Annotated in this window: 12 protein-coding genes; 8 read left to right on the forward strand and 4 right to left on the reverse strand. The window is 65.7% G+C overall.

Annotated features, from left to right (window positions below):
* The first annotated feature begins 61 nt into the window (after positions 1–61).
* Positions 62–1,426: an NAD(P)-dependent oxidoreductase gene (locus G342_RS0104865; protein WP_018181984.1), complete on the forward strand. Its 1,365-nt coding sequence runs from the start codon at positions 62–64 to the stop codon at positions 1,424–1,426.
* 9 nt (positions 1,427–1,435) lie between these two features.
* The gene (gene preA / locus G342_RS0104870; RefSeq protein ID WP_018181985.1) at positions 1,436–2,758 is read left to right on the forward strand and encodes an NAD-dependent dihydropyrimidine dehydrogenase subunit PreA; all 1,323 of its coding nucleotides are present in this window, start codon (positions 1,436–1,438) and stop codon (positions 2,756–2,758) included.
* A gap of 65 nt (positions 2,759–2,823) precedes the next feature.
* On the opposite strand, the gene G342_RS0104875 is transcribed toward preA, so the two are convergent.
* The 3 genes from G342_RS0104875 to G342_RS0104885 form a co-directional block, all read right to left on the reverse strand.
* Positions 2,824–4,488: an FAD-dependent oxidoreductase gene (locus tag G342_RS0104875; RefSeq protein WP_018181986.1), complete on the reverse strand. Its 1,665-nt coding sequence runs from the start codon at positions 4,486–4,488 to the stop codon at positions 2,824–2,826.
* A 145-nt stretch (positions 4,489–4,633) separates the two neighbouring features.
* Positions 4,634–5,302 (reverse strand): HTH-type transcriptional regulator RutR, encoded by a 669-nt coding sequence (gene rutR / locus G342_RS0104880; RefSeq protein ID WP_018181987.1) that lies wholly within the window; start codon positions 5,300–5,302, stop codon positions 4,634–4,636.
* Positions 5,303–5,460: 158 nt separating this feature from the next.
* On the reverse strand, positions 5,461–6,024 hold the full coding sequence (locus G342_RS0104885) for a cupin domain-containing protein (RefSeq protein WP_018181988.1): 564 nt from the start codon (positions 6,022–6,024) through the stop codon (positions 5,461–5,463).
* 121 nt (positions 6,025–6,145) lie between these two features.
* On the opposite strand from G342_RS0104885, the gene aptA reads away from it, so the two are divergent.
* From aptA to G342_RS0104910, 5 genes are all read left to right on the forward strand, one after another.
* Positions 6,146–7,468 carry an omega-aminotransferase AptA gene (gene aptA / locus G342_RS0104890; RefSeq protein WP_018181989.1) on the forward strand — a complete coding sequence of 441 codons (1,323 nt, stop codon included), beginning with the start codon at positions 6,146–6,148 and terminating at the stop codon, positions 7,466–7,468.
* Positions 7,469–7,484: 16 nt separating this feature from the next.
* On the forward strand, positions 7,485–8,993 hold the full coding sequence (locus G342_RS0104895; protein ID WP_018181990.1) for a CoA-acylating methylmalonate-semialdehyde dehydrogenase: 1,509 nt from the start codon (positions 7,485–7,487) through the stop codon (positions 8,991–8,993).
* Between the two features lie 153 nt (positions 8,994–9,146).
* Positions 9,147–10,397 (forward strand): Zn-dependent hydrolase, encoded by a 1,251-nt coding sequence (locus G342_RS0104900; RefSeq protein WP_018181991.1) that lies wholly within the window; start codon positions 9,147–9,149, stop codon positions 10,395–10,397.
* Between the two features lie 59 nt (positions 10,398–10,456).
* Positions 10,457–11,914, forward strand: a complete 1,458-nt coding sequence (gene hydA, locus G342_RS0104905) for a dihydropyrimidinase (RefSeq protein ID WP_018181992.1) — start codon at positions 10,457–10,459, stop codon at positions 11,912–11,914.
* A gap of 8 nt (positions 11,915–11,922) precedes the next feature.
* Entirely contained in the window at positions 11,923–12,762 is an 840-nt protein-coding gene (locus tag G342_RS0104910) for an ABC transporter ATP-binding protein (RefSeq protein ID WP_018181993.1), read from the forward strand.
* A gap of 70 nt (positions 12,763–12,832) precedes the next feature.
* On the opposite strand, the gene G342_RS0104915 is transcribed toward G342_RS0104910, so the two are convergent.
* Positions 12,833–13,246: a cupin domain-containing protein gene (locus G342_RS0104915; protein ID WP_018181994.1), complete on the reverse strand. Its 414-nt coding sequence runs from the start codon at positions 13,244–13,246 to the stop codon at positions 12,833–12,835.
* Positions 13,247–13,296: 50 nt separating this feature from the next.
* Between G342_RS0104915 and G342_RS0104920 the strand changes: the two genes are divergently transcribed.
* On the forward strand, positions 13,297–14,244 hold the full coding sequence (locus G342_RS0104920; RefSeq protein ID WP_018181995.1) for an ABC transporter permease: 948 nt from the start codon (positions 13,297–13,299) through the stop codon (positions 14,242–14,244).
* Positions 14,245–14,398: the final 154 nt, after the last annotated feature.

A 14,398-nucleotide genomic window follows, 5' to 3' on the forward strand; every position in this document is an offset into this window, starting at 1 on the left:
GGCAGATCGCCGGTCGGAACAGGAACCCAGGGCCGCGCGCGGCCGGTAGGGAGGGAAGCGTATGCCGACGCATGTGCCGGACATCGCAACGGGCCGTCTGTCGCCCGACGAATATGCCGTCAATTTTCTCGACATCCATCCTCCACTCGATCGCCACCAGGCGCTGGTCGAGTCCGATCGCTGCTATTTCTGCTATGACGCGCCCTGCGTGAAGGCGTGCCCGACCTCGATCGACATCCCGCTCTTCATCCGCCAGATCCTGACCGACAATCCGGAAGGCTCGGCCGAGACGATCCTGTCGCAGAACATCCTCGGCGGCATGTGCGCCCGCGTCTGCCCGACCGAAACGCTCTGCGAGGAGGCCTGCGTTCGCGAGGCGGCCGAGGGCAAGCCGGTCAAGATCGGCCTGCTGCAACGCTATGCCACCGACGTGCTGATGGAAGCGCGCGGCGAGCAGCCCTTCGAGCGCGCCGAGCCTACCGGCAAGCGGGTCGCCGTCGTCGGTGCCGGCCCCGCCGGTCTCGCTGCCGCGCATCGCCTCGCCATGCACGGCCATGACGTCGTCATCTACGACGCGCGGAGCAAGGCCGGCGGCCTCAACGAATACGGCATCGCCGCCTACAAGGCGCCCGACGATTTCGCCCAGAAGGAAGTCGATTTCATCCTGTCGATCGGTGGCATCACCATCGAGCACGGCAAGGCGATCGGCCGCGACATCAGCCTCGCGGAACTGCGGCAGTCCTATGACGCCGTCTTCCTCGGCATGGGGCTCGCCGGCGTCAATGCGCTCGGCCTCGAAGGCGAGGATCTCGACGGCGTCGCCGACGCGGTCGATTACATCGCCGATCTTCGCCAGGCCGCGGACCTGGCGACCTTGCCGGTCGGCGCCCGCATTGTCGTCGTCGGCGGCGGCATGACGGCGATCGACGTCGCCGTGCAGTCGAAGCGCCTCGGCGCCAAGGACGTGACGGTCGTCTATCGCCGTGGCCAGGAGAAGATGGGCGCGTCCGACTATGAGCAGGAACTCGCCCAGACCGACGGCGTCCTGATCCGCCACAATGCCAAGCCGAAGCGCCTCGTCACCGAGGGCGGTCGTGTGACCGGCATCGAGTTCGAGGAGACGCGCGACGAGGCGGGGCGGCTGGTCGGCACCGGCGTGACCTTCCAGCTTGCCGCCGACACTGTCTTCAAGGCGATCGGCCAGACCTTCATTCCCGCGGCTTTGAACGGCTCGGCCGAGACGATCGCGCTGGAAAATGGCAAAATCCGCGTCGACGACGAGCGGCGCACGACGCTTCCGGGCGTCTGGGCCGGCGGCGATTGTGCCGCAACCGGAGAGGATCTGACGGTGGCTGCCGTCGCCGACGGCCGTATCGCCGCCGAATCCATCCATCTCGCGCTTTCGACCCCGTTCGTCGCGGCCTAGGAGGAACCCATGGCCAATCTCGCTTCGACTTTCGCCGGCATCAAGTCGCCTAATCCGTTCTGGCTCGCCTCCGCGCCGCCGACCGACAAGGCCTACAACGTCGTTCGCGCCTTCAAGGATGGCTGGGGCGGCGTCGTCTGGAAGACGCTCGGTACCGATCCGCCCGTCGTCAACGTCTCCGGTCCGCGCTACGGCGCGATCCACTCGAATGATCGTCGCCTGATCGGCCTCAACAACATCGAGCTGATCACCGACCGGCCGCTCGAGGTCAATCTGCGCGAGATCAAGCAGGTCAAGCGCGACTGGCCGGACCGGGCCGTGGTCGTCTCGCTGATGGTCCCCTGCGAGGAGCATTACTGGAAGGATATCCTCGCCAAGGTCGAGGAGACCGAGGCGGACGGCGTCGAGCTCAATTTCGGCTGCCCGCACGGCATGAGCGAGCGCGGCATGGGCTCTTCGGTCGGCCAGGTGCCGGAATACATCGAGATGGTGGCGCGCTGGTGCAAGCAGCACAGCCGCATGCCCGTCATCGTCAAGCTGACGCCGAACATCACCGACATCCGTTATCCCGCCCGAGCCGCCCAGGCCGGCGGCGCCGATGCCGTGTCGCTGATCAACACCATTTCGTCGATCATCGGCGTCGACATCGACAGCTTCGCGCCGATCCCGACCATCGACGGCAAGGGCAGCCATGGCGGCTATTGCGGTCCGGCGGTGAAGCCGATCGCGCTCAACATGGTGGCCGAGATCGCCAGGGATCCGCAGACGCGCAACCTGCCGATCTCCGGCATTGGCGGCATCACCACCTGGCGCGACGCGGTCGAGTTCCTGGCGCTCGGCGCCGGCAACGTTCAGGTCTGCACCGCCGCCATGACCTATGGCTTCCGCATCGTCCAGGAGATGATCACCGGACTGTCCGACTATATGGACAAACACGGCTTCACCTCGGTCGACGAGATCGTCGGCCGCGCCGTCGGCAATGTCACGGACTGGCAGTATCTGAACCTGAACTATGTGGCGAAGGCGAAGATCGATCAGGACTCCTGCATCAAGTGCGGCCGCTGCCACATCGCCTGCGAGGACACGTCGCACCAGGCGATCACGTCGATGGTCGACGGCGTCCGGCATTTCGAGGTGATCGACGCCGAATGCGTCGGCTGCAATCTCTGCGTCAGCGTCTGTCCGGTCGAAAGCTGCATCACCATGGAGCAGATGATCGAGGGCGTCGATCCGCGCACCGGCTATGCGATCACCGACCAGTATGCCAACTGGACGACGCATCCCAACAACCCGATGTCGAAGGCCTTTGTTCCCGCCGAGCCGGCGGAATAGAACGCTGCCGGATTAGTCGAGTTCGGCCGCGTCTCAGGGCGCGGCCGATGTCTTGGCAGTCTTGATCAGGGCGCTGTCTTGCGACCTTCCCGCGCCAGATATTGGTGGACGAAGGCGATCGCCATGCTGCCTTCGCCGACCGCCGCCGCGACGCGCTTGACCGGGCTGAGGCGGACGTCGCCGCAGGCGAAGACGCCGGGGACGCTCGATTCCAGCAGGTAGGGGTCGCGGTCGGGCAAGCCGTGGCCGGCCTTCCGCACGTCGTCGCCGGTCAGCACATAGCCGCGTCCGTCACGCGCGATCTCCTTCGGCAGCCACTCGGTTTCCGCGTCGGCCCCGATGAAGCAGAACACGCCGCCGCAATCCTGCCGGTGCACCTCCTGGCTCCTGTTGTCGCGAATGTCGATCGCCGTCAGATTGGTTTCGCCGTGAACGGCGATGATCTCGGCGTTGAGAAGGGCGGTGATGTTCGATTTGGAACGCAGCTGGTCGATCAGGTATTGCGACATGCTCTTTTCGAGCGAGTCGCCCCGGACCACGAGCGTGACCGTGTTGGCGTGATTGGCGAAGTAGAGCGCCGCCTGGCCGGCGGAATTGCCGGCGCCGATCAGATGGACGTTCAAGCCATGCGTCACGCCGACCTCGCTGCGCGCCGCGCCATAATAGATGCCCTTGCCGATGAAGCGGTCGAAGCCGTCGATGGCGAGCCGCCGCCAGCTGACGCCGGTGGCGAGGATGAGGGTCCTTGCGTGAACGGTCTCGTCGCCGTCGAGGACGACCGTGCGCGTCGCCGGATCGATGCGGGTGACGGACCGGGTGACGAGGATCTCCGCCCCGAGCCGTCTTGCCTGCTGCAGCGCGCGGCTGGCCAGTTCGTCGCCCGAGACGCCGCTTGGAAAGCCCAGATAGTTCTCGATCCGCGACGAGGTGCCGGCCTGGCCGCCGGGAGCCTCGCGCTCGATGACGATGGTCCGGAGCCCCTCGGACGCGCCATAGACCGCCGCGGCCAGTCCGGCCGGGCCGGCGCCGATGATCGCGACGTCATATTCGCCGGAACGCGGCTTCGTCTGCAGCCCGAGCCGGTCCGCGAGCTCGCGGATGTTCGGATGGACCAGCGTCGTCCCGTCGGCCAGGCGCAGCGCCGGGCAGTCGTCATCGGGCGGGCAGGGGCCTGCCCAGAGCGAGGGCAATTCGGCCGCATCCGGCGTCACCCAGTTGAAGGAGATCTGGTTGCGCGACAGGAAGCGCCGGATCTCGCCGCCCTCGGTATTCCAGCGCTGGCAGACGATGGTCACGCGCGGCTTTTGCGGTTCGGCGGTCAGGCTCTGCAGTCCGCCAATGCGCTCGCGAGCCAGCGCACTTACCTTCTGCGAGACCTCCGGCGCGACGGCGGCGAGGGCATAGTATTGCTGCAGTTCGAGCCGCATCACCCGCGACGGCTCGGCGGCGCGATAGCCGCCCGGGAAGGGCGAGCCGAGGGCGATCGGAACCTCGCCGAAGATCTGCCCGGGATTGCGCCAGCCCAGTGTCCGCTCGACGCCGTCGAACGTCTTCACGACCTCGATCTTGCCGGAAAGCACAGCATAGAGCGCCGGTTCCTCTCCGGCATGGACCGCGAATTCGGCCGGAGACAGGCTGATGTTGGCGGCGTTCCGCGCCAGTCGCTCCAGCTGTTCTCGCGAGAGGGTTGAAAAGAGAGGAATTGCCGCAACGTCATCAATCGTCAGCATGCTGCATGTGTCCGATATCTGCGCCAAGTCTCCCTTTCTGATTAGCAGCGCGGAAGGGGGAATTCCAGTTTTCGGCCGATCGCGCCGGCGGGCTCCGGTCAAGCAGTTTCGGCCGTTCTAGCGCCCTTGCCGTGGACGGAGCCGCCTATTTGGGGCGGGACAGCAGTCCGTTCAGGAAGATCTCGTCCAGCGTGCGCGTCGCCGTCTCGAAATGGCGGTTGTCGTCGGCGGCCTCGCCGAGCGTCGCGCGGACCTGGACGTCGAAATCGGCATAGTGCTGCGTCGTCGCCCAGATCATGAAGATGAGGTGATGCGGATCGATCGGTGCCAGGCGACCCTCGGCGATCCAGCGCTGGATCACCTTGGCCTTGTCGTCGACCAGCGTCTTCAGCCGCGTGGCGAGCACGCCGCTTATGATCGGCGCGCCCTGCATGATCTCCATCGCATAGAGCCGCGACGCCTTTGGATTGTCGCGCGACATCTCCAGCTTGCGGTCGATATAGGCGCGGATCTCGGCGATCGGGTCGTCGCTCTCGCCGAGCGATTCCAGCGGCTGCAGCCAGAGCTCCAGCGTCCGCCGCAGGATGGCGAGGTAGATGTCATCCTTGCGGCGGAAGTAATAGAGCAGGTTAGGCTTGGTCATGCCGGCCAGCTCGGCGATCTGGTCGACAGTGGCCCCGCGAAAACCGTAGGTCGAGAAGATCTCCAGCGCGGCGTCGAGGATGCGTTCCTCGTTCTCTTCCTGGATGCGCGTCCGCTTCTTGGTCTGGCGCGCGCGGGCGGTATTGGCTGGCGTCAGTGCGGCCCGTGTCATGACGGTGGTCGACTTTCCCGTTCGATCTTCGTGGCGCGCCTGACCACCCGGCCAATTGGCTTCCCTTGTCGCGGTGCCTCGCGACACCGCTTGGCTTCCGTAACGGACTTTCGGTCGATTCTTGCCCGATTTCAATGGTTTCGCGCCGGGCCGCCGGCTCAGAAGCTCGGTGGCGTGCAGGCGGAGACCAGTTCCAGGTCCTCGTCGCCGACATTGCGGAAGGCGTGCGGCTTGCGGCTGTCGAAGAAATAGGCGTCGCCGGCGGCCAGTTCGTAGCGGGCGCCGTCGACTTCCAGCACCATGCGGCCGCGGATGATCAGGCCGGCCTCCTCGCCCTGATGCGACAGCATCGCCTTGCCGGAAACCGCGCCCGGCTTGTAGCGCTCATGCAGCATCTGCAGCGAGCGGCCCTCGAGATTGGAACCGACCTGGCGGTAGGAGATCTTGCCGCCGCCGATTTCCTTTAGCTCGGCCGCGCGAAACACGACCTGCTCGGCCGGCGGCCGCGCCTCGGCGAAGAACTCCGACAGGCTGAACGGGATGCCGGAGAGGATCTGGCGCAAGCCCGAGACCGAGGGGCTCATCCGGTTCGCCTCGACCATCGAGACGGTGGCGTTGGAGACGCCGGCGCGCTTCGCCAGCGCCCGCTGCGAAAGGCCATGCCGGATGCGCAGTTCGCGCAGTCTGGCGCCGACATCGATGTCGAAGTTCGAAGCGTTCATCTGTTCAATATAAAGAACGTTCTTAACGGCGGCAACAATTTGACCGGCATTGACCCTAAGGTTACGTTCGAGAAAGTGATCGGCCGTGCTGTGAAACTGGCCGCTAAGGGACACACGGAACATGACAAGCGCGCCTCTCCCGAACAATCTCGAAGCCTTCTGGATGCCGTTCACGGCAAACCGCCAGTTCAAGCAGAATCCGCGCATGCTCGTCAGCGCGAAGGACATGCACTACACCTCCGCCGACGGCCGCCAGATCCTCGACGGAACCGCGGGGCTCTGGTGCGTGAATGCCGGCCATGCCCGTCCGAAGATCGTCGAGGCCGTCTCGAAGCAGGTCGCCGAGCTCGACTACGCGCCCGCCTTCCAGATGGGCCATCCGAAGGCATTCGAGCTGGCCGCGCGCCTCTCCGCCATGATGCCCAAGCCGCTCGACCATGTCTTCTTCACCAATTCCGGCTCGGAATCGGTCGATACGGCGCTGAAGATCGCGCTCGCCTATCACCGCGCCAAGGGCAACGGCACCAAGTTCCGCCTGCTCGGCCGCGAGCGCGGCTATCACGGCGTCGGCTTCGGCGGCATCTCCGTCGGCGGTATCTCCGGCAACCGCAAGACCTTCGGCACCATGCTGACCGGCGTCGACCACATTCGCCACACGCATGACCTTTCCCGCAACGCCTTCACGCGCGGCGAGCCGGAATATGGCGTCGAGTTCGCGGATGATCTGGAGAAGGTCATCGCGCTGCATGACGCCTCCAACATCGCCGCCCTGATCGTCGAGCCGGTCGCCTGCTCGACCGGCGTGCTGATCCCGCCGAAGGGCTATCTGAAGCGCCTGCGCGAGATCTGCGACAAGCACGACATCCTCTTGATCTTCGACGAGGTCATCACCGGCTTCGGCCGCCTCGGCACGCCGTTCGCCGTCGATTATTTCGACGTCGTCCCGGACCTGGTGACGACCGCCAAGGGCCTGACCAGCGGCGTCGTGCCGATGGGCGCGGTGTTCGCCTCCAAGAAGATCTATGATGCGTTCATGAACGCGCCGGAAAACACCATCGAGCTGTTCCACGGCTACACCTATTCGGCTCATCCCGTAGCCTGCGCCGCAGCCCTCGCCACCCTCGACGTCTACGAGGAAGAGGGGCTGATGACCCGGGTCGCCGACATCAGCCAGTATTGGGAGGACGGGCTGCACAGCCTGAAGGGCCTGCCGAACGTCATCGACATCCGCAACATCGGCCTGATCGGCGCCATCGAGCTGGAGCCGATCGCCGGCAGCCCGACCAAGCGCGCCTTCCAGGCCTTCCTGAAGGCCTATGAAAGCAATCTGATGGTCCGCACGACCGGCGACATCATCGCGTTGTCGCCGCCGCTGATCATCGAGAAGAGCCACATCGACCAGATCTTCGACACGCTTGCGAACGTGCTGAAGCAGATCGACTGAGGTTCGGGAGGATAGAATGGATACGATCGCCTTGAACACGATTGCCAATCTCGTCGACGGCAAGCCGTCGCCCTCGACCTCGACGCGCAGCCAGCCCGTCTACAATCCGGCCACCGGCGAACGGTCGGCGACGCTGCCGCTTTCCACGGCGGCGGAGCTCGATGCCGCCGTCGCCTCGGCCAAGGCGGCGTTCCCGGCCTGGGCCGACACGCCGCCGATGAAGCGCGCCCGCGTCATGTACAAGTTCAAGGACCTGCTGGAGCAGAACGCCGACAGGATCGCCAGGGCGATCTCGGCCGAGCACGGCAAGACCCATGACGATGCGCTCGGCGAAGTGCAGCGCGGCCTCGAGGTCGTCGAGTTCGCCTGCGGCATCCCGCATCTGCTGAAGGGCGAGTATTCGAAGAATGTCGGCCCGGCGATCGACACCTATTCCGACCGCCAGGCGCTCGGCGTCGTCGCCGGCATCACGCCGTTCAACTTCCCCTGCATGGTGCCGCTCTGGATGTATCCAGTGGCGATCGCCTGCGGCAACACCTTCATCCTGAAGCCGTCGGAGCGCGACCCGGGTGCCGCCATGCTGGTGGCGGAGCTGCTGCACGAGGCAGGCCTGCCGGCTGGCGTTCTCAACGTCGTGCATGGCGACAAGGAAGTCGTCGACGCAATCCTGCATCATCCCGACATCAAGGCGGTTTCCTTCGTCGGCTCGACGCCGATCGCGCAATATGTCTATGCGACCGGGACGGCGGCCGGAAAGCGCGTCCAGGCGCTGGGCGGCGCCAAGAACCACATGGTCATCATGCCGGATGCCGACATGGACAAAGTCGCCGACGCGCTGATGGGCGCCGGCTACGGTTCGGCCGGCGAGCGCTGCATGGCGGTCTCTGTCGCGGTTCCGGTTGGCCAGAAGACGGCCGATGCCCTGGTCGAGACGCTGGCGCCGCGCGTGCGCGCGCTGAAGATCGGCCCGGCCACGGACCGTGACGCGGAGATGGGCCCGCTCGTCACCAAGCAGCACATGGAAAAGGTGCTCGGCTACATCGACAAGGGTGTCGCCGAGGGCGCGAAGCTGGTCGTCGACGGCCGTGGCTTCAAGCTGCAGGGCTACGAGGACGGCTACTTCGTCGGTGGCACGCTTTTTGATCATGTCAGCAAGGACATGACGATCTATCGCGAGGAGATCTTCGGTCCCGTGCTCGCCGTGTTGCGGGCGGGCACCTATTCCGAGGCACTCGAGCTGATCAATGCCCATGAATTCGGCAATGGCACCGCGATCTTCACCCGCGACGGCGACGCGGCGCGTTCGTTTGCCGACAAGGTCGAGGCCGGCATGGTCGGCATCAACGTGCCGATCCCGGTTCCCGTTGCCTATCATTCCTTCGGCGGCTGGAAGAAGTCGATCTTCGGCGATCACGCCATTTACGGGCCGGAGGGCGTGCATTTCTACACAAGGCTGAAGACGGTCACGACCCGCTGGCCGGACGGCATCAAGTCCGGTGCGGTCTTCAACTTCCCGACGATGTGACGCTAAGGTGTCGTCGGGACAATCCGCTGATTCCAGCATCTCCGCACCAGCGGAGATGTGCTCGGCCGCGACGCTGTGCGGCCGAGGGAAGCGCGGTCTTCTTCACTTGGGCCGGGATCGCGCCTGAGAGCCAAACCAACGAAAGATGAGCGCATGACGGCCCCGACCGACAATCTCCGCATCAATGGCGAACGCCTCTGGGACAGCTTGATGGAGATGGCGAAGATCGGGCCTGGCATCGCCGGTGGCAACAACCGCCAGACGCTGACCGATTCCGACGCCGAGGGTCGCAGCCTCTTCCAGACCTGGTGCGAAGCGGCCGGCATGACGCTCGGCGTCGACAAGATGGGCACGATGTTCGCGACCCGTCCCGGCACCGATCCCAATGCGCTGCCGGTCTATGTCGGCAGTCATCTCGATACCCAGCCGACCGGCGGCAAATATGACGGCGTGCTCGGCGTGCTGTCGGCGCTGGAGGTCGTGCGCTCGATGAACGATCTCGGCATCCGGACCAAGCACCCGATCGTCGTCACCAACTGGACCAATGAGGAAGGCGCGCGCTTCGCCCCGGCCATGCTGGCCTCGGGAGTGTTCGCCGGCGCGCTGACGCTCGACTACGCCTATGAGCGTCGGGATCCGGAGGGCAAGACCTTCGGCGACGAGTTGAAGCGGATCGGCTGGGTCGGCGACGAGGAAGTCGGCGCCCGCAAGATGCACGCCTATTTCGAATATCACATCGAGCAGGGGCCGATCCTCGAGGCTGAGGCGAAGCAGATCGGCGTCGTCACCCATTGCCAGGGCTTGTGGTGGCTGGAAGTGACGCTGACCGGTCGCGAGGCGCATACCGGCTCGACGCCGATGAACCTCCGCGTCAATGCCGGGCTTGCCATGGCGCGCATCCTCGAGATGGTGCAGACGGTGGCAATGGAGAGCCAGCCGGGCGCCGTCGGCGGCGTCGGCCAGATGTTCTTCACGCCCAATTCGCGCAATGTCCTGCCCGGCAAGGTCGTGTTCTCGATCGACATCCGCAGCCCCGACCAGGCCAAGCTCGACGGCATGCGCGCCCGCATCGAGACCGAGGCGGCCGAGATCGCCGCGACGCTCGGCGTCGGCTGCTCGATCGAGGCGGTCGGCCATTTCGATCCCGTCACCTTCGATCCCGTGCTGGTGTCACGCGTCCGCGACGCGGCCGAGCGGCTCGGCTACAGCCACATGAACATCATCTCCGGCGCCGGCCACGACGCCTGCTGGGCCGCCAAGGTGGCGCCGGCGACGATGATCATGTGCCCCTGCGTCGGCGGTTTGTCGCATAATGAAGCCGAGGAGATCAGCCCGGAATGGGCGGCGGCGGGCGCCGACGTCCTGTTCCACGCCGTGCTGGAGACCGCTGAAATCGCCGGCTGAAGCCGGAAAACCAAAAAAATGGCTGGCAAAGTCGGCCGAAAGACCAGAGGGAAGTCATCATGTCGACGGTAATCAAGGGCGGCACCATCGTCGCTGCCGACCGGAGCTACGAGGCGGATATCCGCATCGAGGGCGAGACCATCCAGGCGATCGGGCCGGATCTTTCCGGCGACACGGTCGTCGATGCGTCGGGCGCCTACATCATTCCCGGCGGCATCGATCCGCATACGCATCTCGAAATGCCCTTCATGGGCACGACGGCGGCCGAAACGTGGGAAAGCGGCACCTTCGCAGCGCTTTCCGGCGGCACGACGACCGTGGTCGACTTCGTCATCCCGGGCGAGGCCGGCATGCTGGCGGCGCTGGAGGAATGGGAAGGCCGCGCCACGCGCCAAGCCTCCTCCGACTATTCCTACCACATGTGCGTCACCGGCTGGTCGGAGAAGCACTTTGATGACATGGCCAAGGTGGTCGAGCGCGGCATCAACACCTTCAAGCACTTCATGGCCTACAAGGGCGCCCTGATGGTGAATGACGACGAGATGTTCGCTTCGTTCCAGCGTTGCGCGGCGCTCGGCGCGCTGCCGCTGGTGCATGCCGAGAACGGCGACATCGTTGCCGCCCTGCAGCAGAAATATCTGGCCGAAGGCACGACGGGACCGGAGGGCCATGCCTTCTCGCGGCCGCCGGAAGTCGAGGGCGAGGCGACGAACCGCGCCATCATGATCGCCGACGCCGCCGGCGTGCCGGTCTATATCGTGCACGTCTCCTGCGAACAGAGCCACGAGGCGATCCGCCGGGCCCGCCAGAAGGGCATGCGCGTCTTTGGCGAACCCTTGATCCAGCACCTGACGCTGGACGAGAGCGAATATTTCAACCGCGACTGGGACTATGCGGCGCGGCGCGTGATGTCGCCGCCCTTCCGCAACAAGATCCACCAGGACAGCCTCTGGGCGGGCCTCGCCGCCGGCTCGCTGCAGGTGGTCGCCACAGACCATTGCGCCTTCACCACCGAGCAGAAGCGCGTCGGCCTCGGCAATTTCGCCAGGATCCCGAATGGCACCGGCGGCGTCGAGGACCGGCTCTCCGTGCTCTGGACCAAGGGCGTCGAGACGGGCCGGCTGACCCCGAACGAGTTCGTCGCCGCGACCTCGACTAACATCGCCCAGATCCTCAACATCTACCCGCGGAAGGGCGCGATCCTGCCGGGTTCCGACGCCGATCTGGTCGTCTGGGATCCGAAGCTCAGCAAGACGATCTCGGCGGCGAACCAGAAATCCATCATCGATTACAACGTCTTCGAGGGTGTCGAGGTCCGCGGCCTGCCGCGCTACACGATCTCGCGCGGCGAGGTCGTCTGGGCCGACGGCCAGAACTCGCAGCCGCAGCCCGGCCGTGGCAAGTTCATCCGGCGCCGGCCGTTCCCGGCCGTCAACGCCGCCCTTTCGAGGTGGAAGGAAGTGACGGCGCCGCGCGCGGTGAACCGCTCGCCCGAGCATATGCCGATCGGCGTTTGAGGTAGGGCATGAGCGCCGTGTTCCAGCCTTTCGAGGATAGAGCCGACGGTCAGTCTTCCACCGGGCACGCCGCATCCGTCATCGATATAAGTGGGCTTTCGCTCACCTTCGAGACGAATGACGGCCCGGTGCAGGCGCTGTCCAACATCGATCTCGACGTCCAGCGGGGCGAGTTCGTCTCCTTCATCGGGCCGTCCGGTTGTGGCAAGACCACGCTGCTGCGGGTGATCGCCGATCTCGAGCAGCCGACCGGCGGCTCGATCACCGTCAATGGCGTGTCGCCGGAAGAGGCGCGGCTGGCCCGCGCCTATGGCTATGTGTTTCAGGCGGCAGCGCTTTATCCCTGGCGCACCATCGCCAACAACGTCGCCCTGCCGCTCGAGATCATGGGATTGCCCAAGGCCGAGCGCGAGCGGCGGATCGCCGACAATCTGGCGCTGGTCAACCTTTCGGGCTTCGAGAAGAAATACCCCTGGCAGCTTTCCGGCGGCATGCAGCAACGCGCCTCGATCGCCCGCGCTCTCGCGGTCGAGCCGGAGCTTCTGCTGATGGATGAACCCTTTGGCGCGCTTGACGAAATCGTCCGGGACCACCTCAACGAACAGCTGCTGAAGCTGTGGGCGAAGACGCAGAAAACCGTCGTCTTCGTCACCCATTCGATCCCCGAGGCCGTCTTCCTCTCGACCAAGATCGTCGTGATGTCGCCGCGGCCCGGCCGGGTCACCGACATCATCGATTGCGGTTTCCCACGCGATCGCAACCTCGACATCCGCGAGACGCCGGAGTTCCTGGAGGTCGCGGCCCGTGTCCGCAACGGCCTGAGGGCAGGGCATTCCTATGAGGACTGACCGGCGATACGGCGCACCCCTGGGTGGGGTTGATACGCACCCGCGGCGTTACCCCCTCGTTAGCCCTGCGTCAGCGCGGCACCAGGCCTTCCAGTTCCGGCAGCAGGACGACGCTTTCCTGCTCGTTCGGATCGGTGCGGGCGATGACGGCGACCAGGGGCTCGGAGCCCCGGTTGACGGCAAGATGCGGGAGGTCGGCGGGGATGTAGAACAGCTCGCCCGCCCTGACGACGACGTGTTGCTCCAGCCGCTCGCCGAACCAGGTCTCGGCCTCGCCGGCGAGGATGTAGATCGCCGTCTCGTGGTGCTCGTGCTTGTGGGCGCTGGCCCGACCGCCCGGCGGGACGGTCAGAAGGACCATGCAGAGCCCGGTCGCGCCGACCGACTCGGCCGAGATGCCCTCGACATAGGTGAAGCCCTGCTTGCCCAGGTAGCTGCCGCCGGGACGGATCACCCGGCAGGTCCGTTCGATGGTCGCGCTCATGTCGCCTCCAAATGGCTCACTACCGGAAGATATGGGACGGGGATGGCCGCATGACCACGCTCGCCGCCTCGGGCGCCGTTGCCGCCCGCCCGCGCTCGCTGAAGAAGCCCGGCCATGTCTTTCCGGTCACCGTCGTCGTGCTGGCGATCCTCGTCATCTGGTATGTCGGCGCCTTCTTCCTGAACGCCCAGCTGGCACGGGACCAGTTCGCCCGCCAGAAGGTGGAACCGACGACGCGGGAACTTGTCGCGGCTACCTATGCGATGGAGCGGCCGCTGCTGCCGGCGCCGCACCAGGTTGCCGCCGAGCTCTGGAAGAGCACGACCGGCTACCCGATCAATTCCAAGCGCAGCCTCGTCTATCACGGCTGGGTGACGCTCTCGGCGACGCTCGCCGGCTTCGTCATCGGCACGGCGCTCGGCCTGCTGCTCGCCATCGGCATCGTCCATGTCGCGAGCCTCGACAAGAGCCTGATGCCCTGGGTGGTAGCCTCGCAGACCATCCCCATCGTCGCCATCGCGCCGATGATTGTCGTGGTCGGCTATAACCTGATGAACGGCCAGCTCGGGCTTTCGACCGACACCTCGCGCTTCCTCGCCAAGGCGATGATCTCGACCTATCTCTCCTTCTTTCCCGTCGCCGTCGGCATGGTGAAGGGGCTGCGTTCGCCCGATCCGATGCATCTCGATCTGATGCGCACCTATTCGGCGACCGGCTGGCAGGCGTTCTGGAAGCTGCGCTTCCCGACCTCGCTGCCCTATCTGTTCACCTCGATGCAGATCGCCATCGCCATCAGCCTGGTCGGCGCCATCGTCGGCGAATTGCCGACCGGCGCCTCGGCCGGCCTCGGCGCACGACTGCTCGCCGGTTCCTACTACGGCCAGACGGTGCAGATCTGGGCGGCGCTGCTGGCCGCGTCGATCCTCGCTGCCGTGCTGGTGGCGATCGTCGGCCTCGCCAACCGCATCGTCCTGAAGCGCATGGGGATGGCGAGATGAGTATCGTCGTGAACTTCGCCTCCCTTCTCCCTCCCCCCTGTGGGGAGGGTCGGGGTGGGGGTGCCACCTGGATGGTGGGGGCTGGCCTCCATTCGCGCCGATATCATTCCATGCGGAGGGGCCGAGCCGGTACCCCCTCCCTAACCCTCCCCAC

Origin of the sequence: Kaistia granuli DSM 23481 (genome assembly GCF_000380505.1) — a bacterium.
GTDB lineage: Bacteria > Pseudomonadota > Alphaproteobacteria > Rhizobiales > Kaistiaceae > Kaistia > Kaistia granuli.

What these genes read in the sequence shown, in the direction of transcription:
- G342_RS0104865 (WP_018181984.1), top strand. Translation starts at nt 62, where the DNA reads ATGCCGACGCATGTGCCGGACATCGCAACGGGCCGTCTGTCGCCCGAC.
- preA (WP_018181985.1), top strand. Translation starts at nt 1,436, where the DNA reads ATGGCCAATCTCGCTTCGACTTTCGCCGGCATCAAGTCGCCTAATCCG.
- rutR (WP_018181987.1), bottom strand. Translation starts at nt 5,302, where the DNA reads ATGACACGGGCCGCACTGACGCCAGCCAATACCGCCCGCGCGCGCCAG.
- G342_RS0104910 (WP_018181993.1), top strand. Translation starts at nt 11,923, where the DNA reads ATGAGCGCCGTGTTCCAGCCTTTCGAGGATAGAGCCGACGGTCAGTCT.
- G342_RS0104915 (WP_018181994.1), bottom strand. Translation starts at nt 13,246, where the DNA reads ATGAGCGCGACCATCGAACGGACCTGCCGGGTGATCCGTCCCGGCGGC.
- hydA (WP_018181992.1), top strand. Translation starts at nt 10,457, where the DNA reads ATGTCGACGGTAATCAAGGGCGGCACCATCGTCGCTGCCGACCGGAGC.
- G342_RS0104885 (WP_018181988.1), bottom strand. Translation starts at nt 6,024, where the DNA reads ATGAACGCTTCGAACTTCGACATCGATGTCGGCGCCAGACTGCGCGAA.
- G342_RS0104920 (WP_018181995.1), top strand. Translation starts at nt 13,297, where the DNA reads ATGACCACGCTCGCCGCCTCGGGCGCCGTTGCCGCCCGCCCGCGCTCG.
- G342_RS0104875 (WP_018181986.1), bottom strand. Translation starts at nt 4,488, where the DNA reads ATGCTGACGATTGATGACGTTGCGGCAATTCCTCTCTTTTCAACCCTC.
- G342_RS0104900 (WP_018181991.1), top strand. Translation starts at nt 9,147, where the DNA reads ATGACGGCCCCGACCGACAATCTCCGCATCAATGGCGAACGCCTCTGG.
- aptA (WP_018181989.1), top strand. Translation starts at nt 6,146, where the DNA reads ATGACAAGCGCGCCTCTCCCGAACAATCTCGAAGCCTTCTGGATGCCG.
- G342_RS0104895 (WP_018181990.1), top strand. Translation starts at nt 7,485, where the DNA reads ATGGATACGATCGCCTTGAACACGATTGCCAATCTCGTCGACGGCAAG.